Below are 19,333 nucleotides of genomic sequence, written 5' to 3'. Positions count from 1 at the left end.
TTCCCTTTTCTCGGGGAGCCTCGTTTCGGCATGCGGCTGTTCGTCGGCCTCGGCAATCCCGGCAGCCGCTACGCGGGCAACCGGCACAATATCGGCTTCATGGCGCTCGACGCGATCGCGCGCCGGCACCGCGCCGCGCCGTGGCGGCGCAAGTTCCAGGGCGACTGCACCGAGGCGGTGATCGGCAGTGAGCGCGTGCTGCTCCTGAAGCCCCTGACCTTCATGAACGAATCCGGCCGGGCGGTGACGGAGGCGCAGCGCTTCTACAAGATCCCGCTGGAGAGCGTCGTGGTGTTCCACGACGAGCTCGACCTCGCGCCCGCCAAGCTCAGGGTGAAGAAGGGCGGCGGCAATGCCGGCCATAACGGCCTGCGCTCGATCACCGCGCAATGCGGCAACGAGTATTGGCGCGCCCGCCTCGGCATCGGGCATCCGGGCGACAAGGCCCTGGTCCACGCCTACGTGCTCAACGACTTCGCCAAGGCCGAGATGCCCTGGGTCGAGGATCTGTGCGACGCGATGGCCGACGCCGCCGAGCTGATGGCCGCCGGCGAGGATGCCCGCTTCCAGAACAAGGTCCACCTCGCCATGGCCGGGCGCGGCTGGGACGAGGTGAAGCGCGTCGGCGAGAAGCCGGCTTGACCCGTGCCCCCCGACGCCGCAAGTCCGGCGCAACCCAGTGCGATGCAGCGAACGCCGCGGGCCGGCGATTGGCTTGAACGGAACGGAACGATCTGATGGGCTTCAAATGCGGCATCGTCGGCCTGCCGAACGTCGGCAAGTCGACGCTCTTCAACGCGCTGACGCAGACCGCGGCGGCGCAGGCGGCGAACTACCCGTTCTGCACCATCGAGCCGAATGTCGGCGAGGTGGCGGTGCCGGATAGCCGGCTCGACGACCTCGCCCGGATCGCCTCCTCGAAGGAGATCATCCCGACCCGCCTGACCTTCGTCGACATCGCCGGCCTGGTGCGCGGCGCCTCGAAGGGGGAGGGTCTCGGCAACCAGTTCCTCGCCAATATCCGCGAGGTCGACGCCATCGCCCACGTCGTGCGCTGCTTCGAGGACGGCGACGTCACCCACGTCGAGGGCAAGGTCGACCCGATCGCCGACATCGAGACGATCGAGACCGAGCTGATGCTCGCCGATCTCGACAGCCTCGAGAAGCGCCTCACCGCGCTGGAGAAGAAGGCCAAGGGCGCCGACAAGGAAGCCAAGGAGGTCCTCGACCTCGTCCAGCGCGCGCTGCCGCTCCTGCGCGACGGCAAGCCGGCCCGCCTCGTCCAGCGCAAGCCCGACGAGGAGCGCCTCTTTTCGCAGCTCGGCCTGATGACGGCCAAGCCCGTCCTCTACGTCTGCAACGTCGAGGAAGGCGCGGCCGATGCCGGCAACGCCCATTCGGCCGCCGTCTTCGCCCGCGCGAAGGAGGAAGGCGCCAAGGCGGTCGTCGTCTCGGCCAAGATCGAGAGCGAGATCGCGGTGCTGCCGCCGGCCGAGCAGGTCGAGTACCTGGAGGCCGTCGGCCTCGCGGAGCCGGGCCTCAACCGGGTGATCCGCGCCGGCTACGAGCTTTTGGGACTCATCACCTACTTCACCGTCGGCCCCAAGGAGGCCCGCGCCTGGACCATCACCAAGGGCACCCGCGCGCCGGGCGCCGCCGGGGTGATCCACACCGACTTCGAGAAGGGCTTCATCCGGGCCGAGACCATCGCCTTTGCCGACTACACGGCGCTGAAGGGCGAGGCGGGCGCCCGCGAGGCCGGCAAGCTCCGGCTCGAGGGCAAGGAGTACCTGGTGCAGGACGGCGACGTGCTGCACTTCCGCTTCAACACCTGATGGACCTCGTCCGGCGCCACGGCTGGGACCTGACGCCCACGGCGGCGGTCGCGCTCCAGCGCGAGCTCGCCGGCGAGGTCGTGGCCGACCGACCCCTGAACCTCGACGCCGTGCGGCTCGTCGCCGGCGTCGACGTCAGCGTGAAGAACGAGCGCTCGCACGCCGCGATCGTGGTCGCGACCTTTCCCGATTTCCGGGTGGTCGAGACCGTGACCGCCGAGATGGCGACCCCGTTTCCCTACGTGCCGGGCCTCCTGAGCTTCCGCGAGGGCCCGGTGCTGGAAGAGGCCTTCGGGCAGCTCGCCGCCGAGCCGGACGTCTTCCTGTTCGACGGCATGGGCACGGCGCATCCGCGCCGCATCGGCATCGCCAGCCATATGGGCCTGTGGCTGCAGCGCCCGACGGTCGGCGTCGGCAAGACCCGGCTCTGCGGCCGCAACGCGCCCCTCGACGAGGAGAAGGGCGCCCACCAGCCGCTGATCGACAAGGGCGAGACGATCGGCGCGGTGGTCCGCACCCGTACGGGCAAGCACCCGCTCTTCATCTCGCCGGGCCACCTCGCCGATATTCCGACCAGCGTCGCCCTGGTGCTCGCCTGCGCGCCGAAGTTCCGGCAGCCGGAGCCGATCCGACTCGCCCACAAGGCTGCGGGCGCTTTCGGGTAGGCGCCCGGCCGTGCTAGCCCGGCGGCCCGATACGCGCCGGACGCCACACCCATGCCCCGCTACTGCTTCGAGGACCTCACGCCCGGCTTCCGGCTCGATTTCGGGCCGCTGGAGGTCAGCCGCGACGACATCGTGGCCTTCGCCCGAGAGTTCGACCCCCAGGGCTTCCATATCGACGAGGCGGAGGCCGAAACGAGTTTCGTCGGCGGGCTGATCGCCTCGGGCTGGCACACCTGCGCGCTCGGCATGCGGCTCGTCGCCGACGGCTTCATCCTGCAATCGTCGTCGATGGGCTCGCCCGGGATCGAGGCGGTGCGCTGGCTGCGCCCGGTTCGCCCCGGCGACGCCCTGTCGATGCGCATGAGCGTGACCGAGAGCCGGCCCTCCGGCAGCAAGCCCGACCGCGGCTTCGTGCGCGTTCTCCTCGAGATCGTCAACGGCGCCGGCCAGCCGGTGATGACCCAGGATTTCTGGGCGATGTTCGGCCGCCGCGGCACGCCGCCCCTGCCGCCTCGCCCCCGCCCGCCCGAGGAACCGGCCCCGACCGACCTGCCCGAGGGCGAGGCGCTGCCCTCCGGCTACCTGGAGGACATGCCGCTCGACCGAACCTTCGACCTCGGCGCGCACCACTTCACCCGGGACGACATCCTGCGGTTTGCCCGCGCCTTCGACCCGCAGCCCTTCCACGTCGACGAGGCGGCGGCCGCCCAGACCCATTTCGGGGGGCTCTGCGCCTCGGGCTGGCACACCGCCGCGGCCTGGATGAAGCGGATGGTGGCGGGCCGCGACCGCGGGCGGGCGCTGGCGCTCCAGCGCGGCGAGCCCGTGGTCGAGGGCGGCCCCTCGCCGGGCTTTCGCGATCTGCAGTGGCTGAAGCCCGTCTATGCCGGCGACACGATCCGCTACGACGTGACCCTGACCGAGGCCCGGCCTTCGCGCACCCGGCCGGGCTGGGGCGTCGTCAGCCACACGGCGACGGGCACCAACCAGCGCGGAGAGACGGCATTTCGCTTCGCGGGTGCCTGGCTGGCGCCGAGCCGGGCTGGCTAGAGCGCTTCACGATCGCGTAGCAATCGCGAAGCTCTCTAAGTCTTTGTTTTGCCGCATTTTCTTCGACGAACCGGCATCCACTTCGTCGGAAAATGCTCTAAGAGCGCCTAACAGAACGGTACGATCGGGGCGGTTGAGCGTTGTCTGGTATGGCTCGCCCGCTTCTTCCCGACGATCTCTGGGCTGCAATTGCCCCGCTTCTGCCGCCACATCCACCTCGCCCCAAGGGTGGGCGTCGTCGGCTGGACGACCGCGCCGCCCTGACGGGCATCCTGTTCGTGCTGCGCTCGGGCATCCCGTGGGAGATGCTGCCGACCGAGATGAATTGCGGTTGCGGGATGAGCTGCTGGCGCCGGCTACGCGACTGGCAGGCCGCCGGCGTGTGGCGGCGACTGCATCAGGTCCTGCTTGAGCGCCTGCACGCGGCGGGCGAGATCGACTGGAGCCGGGCGAGCGTCGACAGCGCGAGCGTGCCGGCAAAAAAAGGGGGTCTGACACCGGCCCGAACCCGACGGACCGGGGCAAGGCGGGGACCAAGCGCCACCTCGTCACCGACGCGCGTGGCACGCCGCTCGGCCTCGTTCTGACCGGCGCCAACCGCCACGACAGCCCGCTGATGGCCCCGACGCTGGACGCGATCCCGCCCTTGCGCAGCGGGCAGCGGGGACGCCCGCGCCAGCGCCCCGACAAGCTGCACGCCGACAAGGCCTACGATGCCAAAGCGCGGCGGCTGGAGTGCCTGGCGCGTGGGATAAGGCCGCGGATTGCCCGGCGCGGCATCGAGCGGAGCGACAGGCTCGGGCGGCATCGCTGGGTGGTCGAGCGCAGCCATGCCTGGTTCAACCGCGCCCGCCGCTTGCCCGTCCGCTACGAACGCCGCGCCGACATCTACGAGGCCTTCACATTCCTCCAGGCCAGCCTCATCACCATCCGCCAGATCGAGCGGTTCTGTTAGGCGCTCTAAGGGTCGTTGTCGCCCCGCCGAGGGACACGACCTCGCCCCGAAAACCTCAGCTTGCGAAAGCGTCCGGCATCCACGAACCGCAACCGAGGCGATCGGAACGCGCGGGCGTGTCAGAAAACGGCTTTCCGTGACGTACAGGCAAGCTGTAGGCGCCTTGTACGCCGAGTATCGGTCCAACTTTTCGTTACTTCTCCACCGGTCGTCACCCGAATCGGCTCGCCGGCAGCGCTTCATCGCGCCTCAAAAACCTCACATCACGCCCCAAAAAACTCAGCGCCCTAAGTCGTGATCTGCAATACGCCCCGAATACCTTACGAAGCGCCCCGAAAACCTCATGAAAAGTGCTTTGAATCGAACGACGAACCAGCACCCGATGCGTTCATGACGATCAATCCGTCCTTGGAGCGGACGCAATGCCCATACCCCAGGCCTTCAAACCAGAGCTGCTTCGACAGCTGAACGAGCTTCCGGAAGAAGCGTGGGCCGACAATGTCTGGCGTCAAACGCTCTACAAGGAGCTTGAGGCCGGACGCTGCACCGAGGACGAGGTCAGCGCCTTCGAGCGCGAAAGTGTCGCCGCCGTCCGGTATGCGGTCCGCGGAGTGTTCGACGGAATCCCCTCGCGCTTCGACGACAAGCGCGTGAAACGGCGCGGTCGACGGTCTTCGTCTGAGAAGCGCACCAGGAGTACCCGGATCGTTGGTATCCGCTACGTCCGCAGGCACGCGCTCGACCCGTTCATCAGCCAACTCGTATCGTCCGGCGCACGCACGACGCTCCTGTATCTGATCGCGCGATGCGGGAAGCAGCGTGTCTTCAAGAAGCAGACCTGCCTCGTCGCCAGCGACCTCGGGATCGCGCAGCGAACCGTCCAGGCTCACTACGCGGCCTTGGAAAAGGCCGGGTATATCGTCCGCGGCGCCGTCGACCCAAAGACCGGTGCAACCCCGATCCGTCTGACCGAAGCCATCGAACCGCCGCGCTTCAAATGCGCCAGCGCGCCGATCACGTGTTCGCGCGGGACAGCGACGCAGGAATCTGCGCCCACCAAACCCATAAAGGAAGAATCTAAAACGATTTGCGCCAAGGCTGTGGATACCGGGGAGCCTGCTCCAGAATCGCGATCAGCGGGGCAGCTCACGGCGCGAAAGCCCGGGGCTGAGCTATCACCACCGGCACAGCCCCGGGCTCTCGCTCCCGGGGTGGAAGACATGCTCGATAGGGCGTTCCGGCAAGACCGCGAAGCGCAGCGGCACTCGAACCAACCAGGGGATGCCGGGCCGACGGAGTTCGATCGTCACCTCAGCGCGATTCTCGTGCGCGTTGCCTGCAGCCACTCAGAGCGACAGGCAGAGCGGCGATCGTCCCGGCACGGAACGTCGATTTCGACCGATATGGGCTCAGCGGGCTCGCGGGAGGGGCAGGGGAGGGGATCGTCAGAGAAGGTCTCGTCACGGACACGGCCTGATGAAAGCGCGGGTCGCCCCAGGTCGGCCGCTTAGAGCAATCGAGACCGAGCCTCGAGACCATCAGCCAACGACCTTGGTGTGTCGAGACCACCAGGTGAAACTGGCACGCGGCTGGACACCATCGCCAGCACCGCCTTGCAGGTAACGGCCGCTCGAGTCGGTCCCGCGACGACATCACCGAGGGGCCGGACCCGCGTCACCGCGACCACAGCAGCCGGAAACGGTTCTCTCCGGCCGGAACCGGCCCGGCACGTAGTCGAGGCTCTCGGTGACGTCCTCACCAATCCGGCGCAAGCTCCCGCCACAGGCCGGGTAGGCGCAGGAACCGGCGTGGACCACGCTCTCGCGCGATAGATGGGCCGGCAGGTCCCGCCGGGCGGGCTTGAGCCGTGCGGCTTCCCTCGCCTCGGCGATGATCGGCGCGCCGGCCAAGCGCTCGGCCTCGTCAACCTCCAGCGCCTCGACGGCCAGTTCGAGTTACTCGAGGCGCGTGCCGAGCTTCTCGGACGAGGTGCCGAAGCGCGCCCGCTTCATCCGGGCGAGTTCGCCGCGCAGCTTCTCGATCAGGGTGCTGGCGTGGACGGCCTCGCGCGTCAGGCCGACGATCAGGCGCTTAAGCACGTCGACGTCGTCGGGCAGCGTGGCAGAAGTTGGCAACCTCCGGCCTGCGCGCCTCCTGCCACGTTGGCATTGCGGCCAAGTTTGGAAGATCGGACATCTCGTAAAGCCGTGTGTCCACCATCCAGGTCGTCACGCTGACGCGTCCCCCCGCCTGGGACCGGCCCGTGTAAGCCGTCGCTCGGCCAGGGTGACAACCACCTCCCGAGCGTCGCGCTCGCGGATCCTCTCGATCTCGGCGATGGTGAGCGGTCCTCAGCGCGCGATCGCCGCCAACGTCTCCAAAGCCGCAGGCGAAGGAAGTCACTCTCTGAAGTGCGCGGCCAGGCGAGAGCATTCCGGGCGAGACCAACGAAGTGATGCGCAAGGCCAGCGCACATCTAGCGCACATTTTGCATTTGCCGAGCTCGACCGCCGGTCGCGGCCATGATCAGCTTCATCGACGATCATCGAGAGGTCTGCGGGGTCGTCCTTCGAGAGCCTCAGGATGAGGCCGATCTGCAGGGGACTGCCGATCGCCCCGTCGACCGACTACCTGCATGCTGCCCGGCGTGCCGACCCCGGCAAGCAACCCGTTCGTACTCGCAGCGACGCCGCGTTGATGATCGAGATCCTTCACGTACGTGGTAACGTGGTCGGGCTTCGTCTACGTGGCCTTCGTCATCGATGTGTCCGCCCGGCGCATCGTCGGTTGGCGAGCGTCGCGCCGTGCCCATGCAGGCTTCGTGCTGGATGCCCTGGGGCAGGCCCTGCACGAGCGTCGTCCTACTCAGGGCAGCGGGCTGGTTCATCACCCGGACCGCGGCTCGCAATACTTGGCTCTCCGGTACACCGAGCGCCTGGCCGGAGCGGGCATCGAGCCGTCCGTCGGCAGCGTCGGCGACAGCCATGACAACGCCCTGGCAGAGACGATCAACGGCCTGTTCAAGGCGGAGGTGATCCATCGGCGCGGGCCGGGGCGCTCCATCATAGCGGTCGAGTATGCCACTCTGGAGGGGGTCGACTGGCACAACCATCGCCGTCTGCCCGCGCCGATCGGCAACGTCCCGCCCGTCGAGGCCGAAGCGCGCTATCATGCCAACGTCCGCGACCAAGCCCTGGCCGCCTGACCCAAGACAAACAGCCTCCGAGAAACCCGGAGCGGTTCAGTCGCACCGCGACCTCGGCTTCGCTCAGGCCATGCGAAGCCGCTCCCGACGAAGGGCTTCCGTGGCCGCCGGATCGAGGCACGGGCGGTCCTCACCGGCAATCACCACGCCGTACTGCGCCTCCGCCGCCGCCCGGCTCACTTTCTCCTCGATCACGTCCCGGAGCACTAGAGCAGGATCGCGGGTCAGGGGATCGCCCCAGCCGCCGCCGGAGGGCGTGACGTGGAGGAAGACGTCGCCCCGCCGCAGACGGACCGGAACCGTCACCAGCACCGGCAGAATGCGCTCCGTGGTGCCCGAGAGCACGCGGTTGACCGGTCCGCTGCCGGCCTGACCGCCGTCGAGGCCGTGCGGGGGGAAGTCGCGCTTGTCCGAGCGCAGGGTGAGGATCCCGGTCTCGCCAAGGAACTCGTATTCGCGCAGAAGCGCGTGGCCGCCGCGCTGGCGCCCAGGGCCTCCCGTGTCCGGGGCGATGCCGTAGCGCCGGACCCGGATCGGGAAATTGGCCTCGATCAGCTCGACCGGGACGTTGGCCTGGTTGGCGCCCATATGCGGTACGCCTTCCTGGCCGTCATGGCCCCGCGCCGCGCCCCAGCAGCCCATCAGGGTCTCGGAGAACACGAAGGGGCGCCCGTCGTGCCAGCCGCCGATCGCCGGCACCGAGGCACCGCCCGGGCCGTCCGCCGTGACGCGGTCGGGGAGCACCGGGGCGAGCGCCGCGATCACGCAGTCGATGATGCGGTAGCCGGTGATGCCGCGCGCGCCGGTCGGCGCAGGGTAGACCGCGTTCACCACGGTGCCGAGGGGCGCCGTCACCGTCACCGCCCGGGTGAAGCCGTGGCAGTTCGGCAGCTCGGAGCCCATGATCGAGCGCAGCGCCGTGTAGACCCCCGCCTTGGTGAAGGGCAAAGGCGTGTTGACCCCGCCCTCGACCTGGGCCGAGGTGCCCGCCCAGTCGATCGTGATCGCGTCGCCCGCCACCGTCACGGCGACCTCGAACACGATCGGCTCGGGGTTCTCGCCAAGACCGTCGATGTGGTCGGTGAAGCGGTAGGTGCCGTCGGGGATCTCGCGGATCTCGGCCCGGGTCAGGCGCTCGGTGTAGTCGTGCAGTTCCTCGGCATAGGCCAGCACCTCCTCGACCGAGTATCGGGTCATCAGCTCGGTCAGGCCGCGCCGGGCGGCGGCGCAGGCCGCGATCTGGGCGTTGAGGTCGCCGGTGAGCTGGTCGGGCACCCGCACGTTCAGGCGCAGGATCTCCCACAGCTTGGCGTCCGGCCGGCCACGCTCCTCGAGTTTGAGGAAGGGCACCCGGATCCCCTCCTGGATGATCTCGGTCGCGCCGAGCGCGTTGGAGCCCGGCACGATGCCGCCGACATCGGCATGGTGCGCGACCGTGGTGGCCCAGCCGACGAGGCGCCCGTCGAGGAAGATCGGCTGCACGATGTAGAAGTCGGGCAGGTGCTGGCCGGCCGCCGCGTAGGGGTCGTTGCCGATGAAGGTGTCGCCGTCGTGCACGTCGTCGGCGTAGCGGACGATCAGGTGGCGCATGGCGTCGTAGAACGAGCCGAGATGCATCGGCGTCGTCACGCCCTGCGCCAGGGTCTGCCCCTCGGGGTCGCAGAGCGCGGTCGAGAAGTCCATCGAGTCGCGTACGATCGGCGAATGGGCGGCCCGCATCAGGATCAGGGCCATCTCGTCGGCAATGGTGTCGAAGGCGTTCTTCATCACCTCGAGGCGGATCGGGTCGATGTCACGCATGGGTGGGGCTCCACGGGGCGAGGCTCTGTCCGATGATGGCGTCCGAGGCCCGGGGGTTCGAGGTCCCGATCCCGAGCGCGATCAGGATGTTGCCGTCGGGATCGAGGCGGGCGGCGGCGTCGGGCGGCACCAGGGTGGTGCCCTCGTATTCCTCGATCACCAGGGGGCCGGGGCGGCTTCCGGCCGCGAGGTCGGCCCGGCCGATCACCGGAGTGTCGTGGGCGCCGAGCCCGCGCCCGAAATAGACCCGGCGGGTCTCCCGGGGCGTCTCTGCGGCCCGGCCGCGGCCCGGCGCCGATGCGTCCCGGGGCAGGCGCCCGTTCACCCGCAGGGTGACGATCTCGATCGGGTTGCCCGGCAGGTCGTAGCCGTAGCTGCGCCGGTGCGCCTCGGAAAAGAGGAACGGCGCTTGGCCGAGGTCGCGGCCCGCGTCGAGGTCGAGGGTCAGCTCGAAGGCCTGGCCGGCATAGCGCAGGTCGGCGGCGCGGGTGAGGACCAGCCGCTGCCGGGTCTCGCCCAGCTCGGCGAGGACCTGCTCCTCCAGGACTCCGTAGGCGGCCTCCAGGGAGGCGGGGTCGGCGGCGTCGAGGCGGCGCGGATGCGCGACGGAGGCGCCGGTCTCGACCTCGGCATAGAGGAGGCCGAGCGCGCTGAACACGCCGGCCCCCGGCGGCACCACGATCCGGGTGATGCCGAGCGCCCGGGCGAGGGAGGCCGCGTGGATGCCGCCATTGCCCCCGAAGGCGAGGAGCGCGAAGTCGCGCGGGTCGCGCCCGCGATAGGTCGAGACGCTCTTCACCGCCCGGGTCATCACGGTGGTCACCAGTTCGTGGACGCCGTGAGCGGCCTCGTCGAGGGACAGGCCGAGAGGCTCGGCCACGCTCTCGCGCAGGGCCCGCCGGCTCGCTTCGGCGCTGATCGGCACGCTGCCGCCGGCGAGCGCTCGCGGGTTGAGGTAGCCGAGGACGACGTTGGCATCGGTGACAGTCGGCGCCGTGCCGCCGGCCTCGTAGCAGGCCGGGCCCGGCACGGCACCGGCAGAGTGCGGGCCGACCTTCAGCGCCCCGGCCTTGTCGATCCAGACGATCGAGCCGCCGCCGGCCCCGACCTCCGAGATGTCGATCACCGGCAGCTTGAGGGCGTAGCCGCCGCCCTTCGACAGCTTGGAGGAGAGCGAGATGCCGCCACCGACCTCGTACTCGTCGGTGCGCGAGAGCGCGCCGTTCTCGATCAGAGAGGCCTTGGCGGTGGTGCCGCCCATGTCGAAGGAGATCACGTCGAGGAGTCCCGCCGCCGCGCCGCGGTGGCGGGCGCCGAGCACCCCGGCGGCCGGGCCGCACTCGACGATCTGGGCCGGGCGGCGCATCACCGTGCGGGCATCGACGATGCCCCCGGCCGAGTGCATCATGAACAGCCGCTCGGGCAGCCCCTCGGCGGCGAGCCGGGCGACGAGGGATTCGAGGTAGGCCCGCACTGCCGGCCCGACATAGGCGTTGATCACCGTGGTCGAGGTGCGCTCGTATTCGCGCATCTCCGGCAGCACGTCGACGGAGAGGGACACGAAGGCGTCGGGCAGGCGCTCGTGCAGCAGCGCGCCGATGCGTCGCTCGTGGGCCGGGTTGGCGTAGGAATGCAGCAGGCAGACCGCCACCGCCTGGACGCCTTCGGCGGCGAGCCGGTCGATCGCCCGGATCACGCTCGCATCGTCGAGGGGTGTGAGCACCCGGCCGGCGAAGTCGAGCCGCTCGTCGACCTCAAGGCGCAAGTCGCGCGGCACCAGCACCGGGGGCTTGCGGTAGAGCGGGTCGTAGAGCCGCGGCACGCGGATGCGGCGCAGCTCCAGCACGTCGCGAAACCCCGCGGTGGTGATGAGGCCGGTCTTCGCGCCCTTGCCCTCCAGGATCGCGTTGGTGGCGACCGTGCAGGCGTGCAGCACCTCCGACACCGCGCCGACCGGCACGCCCTCGGCCGCCAGGATCTGGCGGATGCCCTCGACGACGCCGCCCGCGTAATCCGCCGGGGTCGAGGGGACCTTGCGGGTCGCGATGCGCCCGTCCGGGTGGATCAGCGCGACATCCGTGAAGGTGCCGCCGATATCGGCGGCGACCCGCACGCCGCCCCGGTCGATGCCGCTCGTCAGGCCAGTCATCACGGCGCTCCCCATCCGCCCCCGCAGGGGGTCTCCACGATCACCACTTCGTCGGCGCCCACGCTGTACGAGCCCTTGCCCGGCAGGATGCGGACCGTGCCGTCCCGCTCGACCAGGCGGTTGAGGCCGGGCTTCCCGTCCTCGCCCCCGTGCAGGCCGTAGGGCGCGTGGCGGCGCCGGTCGGTCTGGAGCGAGACCCGGGCCTCGTGATCGAGGACCCGCAGCGCCCGCACCACGCCGCGCCCGCCGGGATGCCGGCCGCGCCCGCCGGGCTCCCCGCGCAGCTCGTAGCGCTCGACCCGCAGGGGATAGGCGATCTCGAGGGATTCGACCGGCGTGTTGAGGGTGTTGGTCATGTTGACCTGGACCGCATCCATGCCGGGCCCGCGCGGGCGCCCGCCCTGGCCGCCGCAGATCGTCTCGATGTAGGTGTAGGACCGGCCGGTGCGCGGATCGCGCCCGCCGATGCCGATCAGGTTCATGGTGCCCTGGCTCGCCGCCGGGATGCGGTCGGGCGCGACCTGCGCGAAGGCGCGCAGCACCGTGTCGCAGACCCGCTGCGTCGTCTCGGTGTTGCCGGCGCAGACCGCGGCCGGGGCCTGAGCGTCGAGAACGCTGCCCTCGGGGATGCGGATCTCGATCGCCCGCAGCACGCCGGCATTCGGCGGCAGGGTCGGGTCGGTCAAAACCTTGACGGCGAAGAAGGCGGCCGACTGCGCCATCGGGGCGACGGCGTTGACGTTGCCGGCGCGCTGCGACGCGGTGCCGGAAAAGTCGAGCACCAGGCGCTCGGGCGTGACCGTCACGGAGAGCCGGATCGGCACCGGCTCGTCCGAGGTGCCGTCGTCGTCGAGGCAATCCTCGGCGACGTAGGTCCCGGGCGGCAGCTCGGCGAGGCGCCGCCGCATCCGCCGCTCGGAATAGTCGAGGATCGCGTCGAACCCGGCGACGAGCGCGTCGGCGCCGTAGCGCCCGGCGAGCTCGGCGAGGCGGCGCGCCCCGACCCGCAGGCTGGCGAGCTGGGCGTTGAGGTCGCCGCGGCGCTCCTCGGGCGTGCGGACATTGGCGAGGATCAGCGCCATCACGTCGGCCTGCTCCGTGCCCGCGCGCACCAGGCGCACCGGCGGGATGATCAAGCCCTCCTGGAACACCTCGGTCGAGCGGCCCGGCATCGAGCCGGGCTCCATCCCGCCGACGTCGGAATGGTGGGCCCGGCAGGCGAGGTAGCCGACGAGCCGGTCATCGACATCGCCGCGGACATGGACCGGCGCCACCAGGGTGATGTCCGGCAGGTGGGCGCCGCCGACGAAGGGATCGTTGACGACGATCACGTCGCCGGGATCGAGCGGGCCGGAGCGGGCGAGGATCGCCGGCATCGCCCGCATCATCGCGCCGAGATGGACCGGGACGTGCTCGGCCTGGGCGACGAGCTGCGCCCGCGCGTCGAAGATCGCCGTCGAGGCGTCCATCCGCTCCTTGATGTTGGGCGAGAAGGCGGTGAGCTTGAGCACCGCCCCCATCTCCTGCGCCACCGCTTCGAGGGCGTTGCGCAGCACCTCCAGGGTGATCGGATCGACGATCATGCGGGCATCTCCACGATCAGGCTGCCGGACGCATCGACGACGGCGCGGTCGCCCGGGTAGAGGATGGTGGTGGCCGAGACCTCCTCGATGACCGCCGGCCCGTTGACGACGTTGCCAGCGCGCAAGGCGGCGCGGGCGTAGACCGGCGTGTCGTGGAAGCGCGGCTCCTCGGTCCGCGACAGCGCCTCGAAATAGGCCGGGCGCGAGCCGGTCCGGGCGTCGGGTGGCGGCACCGCCCCGCCCTCGTCCAGGACCGGCAGGACCGGGGTGTCGATCCGCCCGACCGCGGTGACGCCGAAGCTGACGCACTCGACGGGGGCGGAGAGGTCGGCATGGCCGAAGCGGGCGCGGTGGGCGTCGTGGAAGCGGGCCGGCAGCGCCGCCCATTCCGCCTCGCCGAGGCGCACGGGCAGGCCGATCGGCAATTCGTAGCTCTGGCCGACATAGCGCATGTCGACGAAGGCGGTGATCGTGCGCCGGTCCGGCGGGACGGCGTCCGCGGCGAGTAGGGCGTCGCCGCGGGCCGTCAGCGCCGCGACGATGCCGGCGGCCCGGTCGGCCGCGAAGGCGGCGTGGGCGCCGACATGGGTCTCGACGAGGTCGTGGCGCAGGTCCGACACGAGCTGGCCGAGGGCGCACAGGATGCCGGGGGTCGGCGGCACCAGGAGGCGAGGGATCGCCAGGTCGCGGGCGACCGGGGTCCCGTGCATCGGCCCGGCGCCGCCGAACGGCACCAGGGCGAAGTCCCGCGGGTCGAGCCCGCGCTCCACCGACACCACCCGGATGCCGCGCACGATGGTGGCGTGCGCCACCCGCAGGATGCCGGCCGCCGCCGCGACGACGTCGAGGCCCAGCGGCTCGGCGATGGTCGCCAAAGCCGCGCGGGCCGCCGCGGCGTCGAGGGTCAGGTCACCGCCCAGCCGGGTGTCGGGGCCGAAGCGGCCGAGCACCAGGTTGGCATCGGTGACGGTCGGGCGGGTACCCCCGCGCCCGTAGCAAGCCGGGCCCGGCACCGCCTCGGCGCTCATCGGCCCGACCCGCAGGGCGCCGCCCTCATCGATCCAGGGGATCGAGCCGCCGCCGGCCCCGATCGCGTTGATGTCGATGACCGGCAACCGGATCGGCACCGTCTCGAGCCGCGCCTGCCGGGTGACGATCGGCTGACCCTCGCGGATCAGGCTGATGTCGGTCGAGGTGCCGCCGATATCCATCGTGACGATGTCGCGGATGCCCGCGAGCCCGGCGACGTGGGCGCTGCCCACCACCCCCCCGGCGGGGCCCGACAGCACGGTGTGGACCGGCTTCTCGCGGGCCGAATCGAGGGTCATCAGCCCGCCCGAGGCCTCGATCACCATCACGGGGCTCGCCCCGGGCAGGCCGAGGCCATCCTCCCGGTCGGCGAGCAGCCCCGCCAGAGAGCCAAGATAGGTCTCCATGATCGGGCGCAGATAGGCGTTCAGCACCGCGGTCGAGGCGCGCTCGAACTCGCGGAACTCGGCCACGATCTCGGTCGAGGCGCAGACCGGCACCCCCGGCAACAGGCTTTCCAGGACCGCCTTGGCGGCCCGCTCGTGCGCCGGGTTGGCGTAGGAATGCAGGAACGTCACCGCGACGGCCTCGACGCCGCGTGCCCGCATGTCGGCGGCGGCGGCTTCGAGGTCGGCGAGGGAGAGCGGCTCGATCTCGCGGCCGGCGGCGTCGATGCGGCCGGCGGCGGTGTAGCACAGCTCCTGCGGCACCAGCGGCGGCGGCCGGACGTCGTCGAGGTCGAACAGGCTCGGGCGGTCCTGGCGGCCGATCAGCAGGAGATCGCGAAAACCCCGGTTGGTGACGAAGGCGGTGCGGCCGCCCTTGCGCTGGATCACCGCGTTCGTCGCCGTGGTCATGCCGTGGCCGACATAGGCGATGTCCGTCCCCGCGAGCCCCTGCGCGGCGACCGCCCGCTTCAGGCCCGCGACGGTGCCCAGCGCCCGGTTGCCGGGGGTCGTCGGCACCTTGGAGACGCTGATGCGGCGGTTCGCCTCGTCGTAGGCGATGCTGTCGGTGAAGGTGCCCCCGACATCGGAGGCCACCCGGAGCCGGGGCGCGGCCATGTTCGCTCCTCTACTTTTGATAACTATAACGTTTCCGTTACTTTCTGACGGTGCGGAAAGGGGCTAAAGGCCCACTCCCCGCTATTTCACGAAGGTCCGCGACAGACCTGCGGTGCGATCGACGACGAGCACGATCACCAGCGTGAGGGCGATCAGCAGCACCGAGACCGCGGCGACGAGCGGGTCGGCCTCGTTCTCGACGTGATGGAACATCCAGACCGGCAGGGTCGACAGGCGCGGCCCGGTGAGGAACAGCGAGATCACCACCTCGTCGAAGGACACAAGAAAGCAGAGCGCGGCCGCCGCGGCGAGCCCCGGGCGGATCGCCGGCAGGGTCACGCGCCAGAACACCCGCAAGGGCGAGGCGCCGAGCGTCGCGGCCGCCTCCTCCGCCGCGAGCGGCGCGCCCGCCAAGGCCGTCGACAGGATCCGAAGCGCATAGGGCAGGGTGACCACCAGGTGGGCGGCGACAAGGCCCGGAAAGGTGGCGAGCAGCCCGAGCGGCGCGAACACGATCAGGATCGCGAGGCCCAGCACGATCGCCGGCAGCAGGAGCGGCGCGGTGAGGAAGCTCTCGATCGCGCTCACCCAGCCCCAGCGCAGCCGCACCAGGGCCATCGCCGCCGGCAGGGCGATGATTAGGCTGAGCGCCGTCACGACCAGGCCGAGGGCGACGCTGGTCGCGAAGACGTCGAGAACGGCCCCGCCCGTAAAGGCCGCGCGATACCAGCGCAGGCTCCAGCCAGAGGGCGGGAACGACAGGTAGGGATCGGCGCTGAACGAGATCGGGATCGTGATCAGCACCGGCGCCAGCAGGAAGGCCAGCAGCGGCAGGGCCAGGAGGATCAGGCCGAGGGGGGGCTTGCGCTCGTCCATGGTATCCGATCCTTCGTTACCCGATCCTGCGCACGAGGCGGCCGTAGAGGACGAGGGCGAGGCCGAACATTGCCAGGATCACCATCGACAGGGCGGCGGCGAGCGGCCAGTTCAGCGTGACCATCGCCTGGTCGTAGATCTCGGTGGCGAGCAGGAAGACCCGGCCGCCCCCCAGCAGCTTCGGGGTGATGAAGGAACTGAGCGCCAGCACGAAGGTGAGCAGGCAGCCGAGCGCGATCCCCGGCAGGGTGAGCGGCAGGACCACCCGCAGGAAGGTGCGCCAGGGCGAGGCGCCGAGCGTCATCGCCGCTTCCTCGTAGCGTGGATCGAGGCGCCCGAAGCCGGCGAGCAGCGACAGGATCATGTAGGGCATCAGGATCTCGGTGAGCCCGATCACCACACCCACCGTGTTGAACATCAGGCGGAGCGGCGCCGACAGCCCGAGCGCCATCAGCATCCCGTTGACGAGGCCCTGGTCGTAGAGCAGCGCGACCCAGCCATAGGTGCGCACCACCGCCGAGGTCAGGAGCGGGGTGACCACGAGCACGAGGAGCAGGGTGCGGATCGTGCCGCGGCAGCGGTGGATCAGCAGCGCGATCGGGTAGCTCAGGACCAGGGTGAGCCCGGTGATGAGCGCGCAGGTCCGCACGCTGTCGACGAGGAGCCCGGCATAGAACCCATCGGTGAGGATCGCCTGCCAGCTCGACAGGTCGAAGGTCTCGCGCAAGGTGCCGGTCGCCTCGACCTTCAGGAAGGAGAGGCGCAGGAGGTTGAGCACCGGCACGACGAAGCCGAGCAGGTTGACGGCGACGATCGCCGCGAGCAGGGCCGGACCGGCGGCGGGGCGCACCGGGCTTCCACCGCGAGGCGTGGTCGGTGCGACGGCGAGGGCGGCGGTCACGGGCGCATCCTCCCGTCTCGCGCGACGGCTGCGAACAGCAGGGTGTCGTCCGGCCGCCACGACAGCCGCACCGGCGTGCCGGGCGCCACCGGCCCGGCATCGGAGCGCGTCGCCTCCTCGACGCCGATCATGGCGTCGCCGACCGCGACCTCGTAATGCAGCACGTCGCCCGCGAAGGTCGTGCGCGCCACGGTGCCGGCGACGGTGTTGAGGCGCCCTTCGGCGTCCTCGACCGGGGCCGAGGCCGGGCGCAGGGCGATGCGGTGGGGCCGGATCATGACCTCGACCGGCCCCTCGGCCGGGCCCGCCCCGGTGATGCGCGCCTCGCCGAGCCCGACAATGCCGCCGGCGGCCCGGGCCCGGAACTGGTTGATGCGCCCGACGAAGCCGGCGACGAACGGGGTCGCGGGCCGCTCGTAGAGGTCGAGGGGGGGGCCGAGCTGCTCCAGCCGCCCGCCATTCATCACCGCCACCTTGTCGCACATCGTCAGCGCCTCGACCTGGTCGTGGGTGACGAAGATCGCCGTGATGCCGAGGCGCTGCTGGATCTCGCGGATCTCGATTCGCATCTCGTCGCGCAGCTTGGCATCGAGGTTGGACAAGGGTTCGTCGAGGAGCAGGATCTGCGGCCGGATCACCAGGGCGCGGGCGAGCGCCACCCGCTGCTGCTGGCCGCCGGAGAGCTGGGCCGGGCGGTGCTCCTCCTTGCCGGTGAGGCGCACCAGCGCGATCGCCTCGCGCACCCGCGCCTCGCGCTCGGCCCGGCCGATGCCCCGCATCTCGAGCCCGAAGGCGACATTGCGGGCGACCGAGAGATGCGGGAACAGGGCGTAGGACTGGAACACCAGGCCCATGTCGCGCCGATGGGTCGGCACATCGGTGAGGTCGCGGCCGCCGACGACGATCCGCCCGCCGCTCGCCGGCACCAACCCCGCCACCATGCGCAGCGAGGTGGTCTTGCCGCAGCCCGACGGCCCCAGGAAGGCGAGAAGCTCGCCCCGCGCCACGTCGAGGTCGAGGCCGTCGACGGCGGTGAACCCGCCGTAGCGCTTGGTCAGGCCGCGGATCGCGAGGTGGCCGGGCGCATCGGTGGCGGTCATCGCCCTCTCCCTCACCGGCTCAGCGGGATGACGCGGCGGCGCCACTGCTCGAGGATCGCGTCGCGTCGCCCGGCCATCGCGATCCAGTCGAGGGGGATCATCCGGTCGGAGGAGCCGATCGCGGTGCGGGCCATCGCCTCCGGCGAGACCGACGCCCGCGCCTTGGCGTTGGAGGGGGCGTAGAACATTGCCTCGGTGAAGGCCTTCTGGGCCTCGGCGCCGAGCGCGTAGTCGATGAATTTCTTGGCCGCGGCGGCGTTCGGACTGTTGGCCGTCAGGTTGATGGTATTGACTTGGAAGACGCTGCCTTCCTTCGGCAGCACAGCCGCCAGCTTGCCGCCGGAGATGTCGTGGTTGAGTTGCGCGCGGGCGTTCCAGCCGACCCCGAGGGCGGCCTGGCCGGAGACGATCGGCGCGTAGACCTCGGGCCGCGGGTCCCAGGTCTGGACGTTGGGGGCGATGGTGCCCAACGCCGCGATGCCCTTGTCGACGCTCTTGAGTGGATCCTGCCCGCCCTCCGCCTTGTCGAGGACGACCGTCAGCGCCAGCCCGACGATGTCGGGCATCGCCGGGACGGCGACCCGGCCGGCATAGGCCTTGTCGCGCAGGACGAACCAGGAATCCGGACGCGGCTTGACGAGGTCGGTGTTGGTGAGAAGCACGAGGTTGTCGAAGGTGACGCCGGCCCCGGCGAGCTCCGGACGTCGCGCCTCGGGCACCAAGTCCTTGATATTGGGAATCTCGGCCTCGTCGAGCTTGGCGAACAGGCCCTCGTCGGTGCCGGCTTTCGAGACCGCGAGGTCCATGATCACCACGTCGACCTGCGGCGCCGCCTTCTGGGCACGCAGCGTACCGAGCATCTGGGCCGAGCTCGGCAGGCCGAAATAGCTGACCTTGATGCCGGGATTGGCCTTCTCGAACGGCTCGATCACCGCCTTGGTGTAGCGCTCCTGGAACAGGACCGGGAACGACATCAGGTTGACGGTCTCGGCCGCGGCCGGCCCGGCGAGGAGCCCGAGCAGCAGGGCGGTGCCGGACAGGATCTGGGTGACGGGCCTCATCGAACACCTCGCAAGAACGGGGTTTCTGGGACGAGATTTTTTGGCGAATGCGCTTTTTCG

General features: G+C 70.6%; 15 protein-coding genes, 2 pseudogenes and 1 other annotated feature. Of the genes and pseudogenes, 6 read left to right on the top strand and 11 right to left on the bottom strand.

Annotated features, from left to right (window positions below):
• Positions 1-30 precede the first annotated feature (30 nt).
• The 5 genes and pseudogenes from pth (at position 31) to miv_RS26265 (ending at position 4,505) form a co-directional block, all read left to right on the top strand.
• Positions 31-642, top strand: a complete 612-nt coding sequence (gene pth / locus miv_RS26285; RefSeq protein WP_048429275.1) for an aminoacyl-tRNA hydrolase — start codon at positions 31-33, stop codon at positions 640-642.
• 95 nt (positions 643-737) lie between these two features.
• Positions 738-1,835 carry a redox-regulated ATPase YchF gene (gene ychF / locus miv_RS26280; RefSeq protein ID WP_048429274.1) on the top strand — a complete coding sequence of 366 codons (1,098 nt, stop codon included), beginning with the start codon at positions 738-740 and terminating at the stop codon, positions 1,833-1,835.
• Positions 1,835-2,500: a deoxyribonuclease V gene (nfi, locus tag miv_RS26275; RefSeq protein ID WP_207179770.1), complete on the top strand. Its 666-nt coding sequence runs from the start codon at positions 1,835-1,837 to the stop codon at positions 2,498-2,500. Before ychF ends, nfi begins: the two co-directional genes overlap by 1 nt.
• Positions 2,501-2,551: 51 nt before the next feature.
• Positions 2,552-3,550 carry a MaoC family dehydratase gene (locus miv_RS26270; RefSeq protein WP_207179768.1) on the top strand — a complete coding sequence of 333 codons (999 nt, stop codon included), beginning with the start codon at positions 2,552-2,554 and terminating at the stop codon, positions 3,548-3,550.
• 149 nt (positions 3,551-3,699) lie between these two features.
• A pseudogene (locus tag miv_RS26265) lies at positions 3,700-4,505 on the top strand (IS5 family transposase).
• A gap of 341 nt (positions 4,506-4,846) precedes the next feature.
• Here the strand turns inward: miv_RS26265 and miv_RS26260 are convergent.
• From miv_RS26260 to miv_RS26250, 3 genes are all read right to left on the bottom strand, one after another.
• Entirely contained in the window at positions 4,847-5,395 is a 549-nt protein-coding gene (locus tag miv_RS26260; RefSeq protein ID WP_207179766.1) for a hypothetical protein, read from the bottom strand.
• A gap of 762 nt (positions 5,396-6,157) precedes the next feature.
• Entirely contained in the window at positions 6,158-6,322 is a 165-nt protein-coding gene (locus tag miv_RS33940) for an IS66 family transposase zinc-finger binding domain-containing protein (RefSeq protein ID WP_425312993.1), read from the bottom strand.
• A 138-nt stretch (positions 6,323-6,460) separates the two neighbouring features.
• The gene (locus miv_RS26250) at positions 6,461-6,604 is read right to left on the bottom strand and encodes a hypothetical protein (protein WP_207179762.1); all 144 of its coding nucleotides are present in this window, start codon (positions 6,602-6,604) and stop codon (positions 6,461-6,463) included.
• Between the two features lie 341 nt (positions 6,605-6,945).
• On the opposite strand from miv_RS26250, the pseudogene miv_RS26245 reads away from it, so the two are divergent.
• Positions 6,946-7,710, top strand: a pseudogene (locus miv_RS26245) (DDE-type integrase/transposase/recombinase); the annotation flags it as partial.
• Positions 6,986-7,124: a sequence feature (AL1L pseudoknot), on the top strand. (Overlaps the previous pseudogene by 139 nt.)
• Positions 7,711-7,773: 63 nt before the next feature.
• Here the strand turns inward: miv_RS26245 and miv_RS26240 are convergent.
• The 8 genes from miv_RS26240 to miv_RS26205 form a co-directional block, all read right to left on the bottom strand.
• Entirely contained in the window at positions 7,774-9,510 is a 1,737-nt protein-coding gene (locus miv_RS26240) for a hydantoinase B/oxoprolinase family protein (RefSeq protein WP_207179761.1), read from the bottom strand.
• Positions 9,503-11,659, bottom strand: coding sequence for a hydantoinase/oxoprolinase family protein (locus miv_RS26235; RefSeq protein ID WP_207179760.1), 2,157 nt, complete (start codon positions 11,657-11,659; stop codon positions 9,503-9,505). The genes miv_RS26240 and miv_RS26235 overlap by 8 nt, the downstream gene beginning before the upstream one ends.
• A complete protein-coding gene (locus miv_RS26230) occupies positions 11,659-13,242 on the bottom strand; it encodes a hydantoinase B/oxoprolinase family protein (protein WP_207179758.1) in 1,584 nt (527 codons plus the stop codon). Before miv_RS26230 ends, miv_RS26235 begins: the two co-directional genes overlap by 1 nt.
• Entirely contained in the window at positions 13,239-15,335 is a 2,097-nt protein-coding gene (locus miv_RS26225) for a hydantoinase/oxoprolinase family protein (protein ID WP_207179756.1), read from the bottom strand. Before miv_RS26225 ends, miv_RS26230 begins: the two co-directional genes overlap by 4 nt.
• An 81-nt stretch (positions 15,336-15,416) precedes the next feature.
• Positions 15,417-16,211, bottom strand: a complete 795-nt coding sequence (locus miv_RS26220) for an ABC transporter permease (RefSeq protein ID WP_207179755.1) — start codon at positions 16,209-16,211, stop codon at positions 15,417-15,419.
• A gap of 16 nt (positions 16,212-16,227) precedes the next feature.
• A complete protein-coding gene (locus miv_RS26215; RefSeq protein ID WP_048427301.1) occupies positions 16,228-17,112 on the bottom strand; it encodes an ABC transporter permease in 885 nt (294 codons plus the stop codon).
• Positions 17,109-18,212: an ABC transporter ATP-binding protein gene (locus miv_RS26210; protein ID WP_207179754.1), complete on the bottom strand. Its 1,104-nt coding sequence runs from the start codon at positions 18,210-18,212 to the stop codon at positions 17,109-17,111. The genes miv_RS26215 and miv_RS26210 overlap by 4 nt, the downstream gene beginning before the upstream one ends.
• 11 nt (positions 18,213-18,223) lie before the next feature.
• Positions 18,224-19,273: an ABC transporter substrate-binding protein gene (locus miv_RS26205; RefSeq protein WP_207179753.1), complete on the bottom strand. Its 1,050-nt coding sequence runs from the start codon at positions 19,271-19,273 to the stop codon at positions 18,224-18,226.
• Positions 19,274-19,333: the final 60 nt, after the last annotated feature.

It is taken from the genome of Methylobacterium indicum, assembly GCF_017347565.1.
Lineage (GTDB): Bacteria > Pseudomonadota > Alphaproteobacteria > Rhizobiales > Beijerinckiaceae > Methylobacterium > Methylobacterium indicum.
Note: the sequence above shows the minus strand (reverse complement) of the source record. Positions and strands in the feature narration are given on the sequence as shown.

Coding starts and splice junctions, on each gene's coding strand:
- miv_RS26220 (WP_207179755.1), bottom strand. CDS start 16,211: ATGGACGAGCGCAAGCCCCCCCTCGGCCTGATCCTCCTGGCCCTGCCG.
- pth (WP_048429275.1), top strand. CDS start 31: ATGCGGCTGTTCGTCGGCCTCGGCAATCCCGGCAGCCGCTACGCGGGC.
- miv_RS26235 (WP_207179760.1), bottom strand. CDS start 11,659: ATGACTGGCCTGACGAGCGGCATCGACCGGGGCGGCGTGCGGGTCGCC.
- nfi (WP_207179770.1), top strand. CDS start 1,835: ATGGACCTCGTCCGGCGCCACGGCTGGGACCTGACGCCCACGGCGGCG.
- miv_RS26225 (WP_207179756.1), bottom strand. CDS start 15,335: ATGGCCGCGCCCCGGCTCCGGGTGGCCTCCGATGTCGGGGGCACCTTC.
- miv_RS26270 (WP_207179768.1), top strand. CDS start 2,552: ATGCCCCGCTACTGCTTCGAGGACCTCACGCCCGGCTTCCGGCTCGAT.
- miv_RS26210 (WP_207179754.1), bottom strand. CDS start 18,212: ATGACCGCCACCGATGCGCCCGGCCACCTCGCGATCCGCGGCCTGACC.
- ychF (WP_048429274.1), top strand. CDS start 738: ATGGGCTTCAAATGCGGCATCGTCGGCCTGCCGAACGTCGGCAAGTCG.
- miv_RS26205 (WP_207179753.1), bottom strand. CDS start 19,273: ATGAGGCCCGTCACCCAGATCCTGTCCGGCACCGCCCTGCTGCTCGGG.
- miv_RS26230 (WP_207179758.1), bottom strand. CDS start 13,242: ATGATCGTCGATCCGATCACCCTGGAGGTGCTGCGCAACGCCCTCGAA.
- miv_RS26240 (WP_207179761.1), bottom strand. CDS start 9,510: ATGCGTGACATCGACCCGATCCGCCTCGAGGTGATGAAGAACGCCTTC.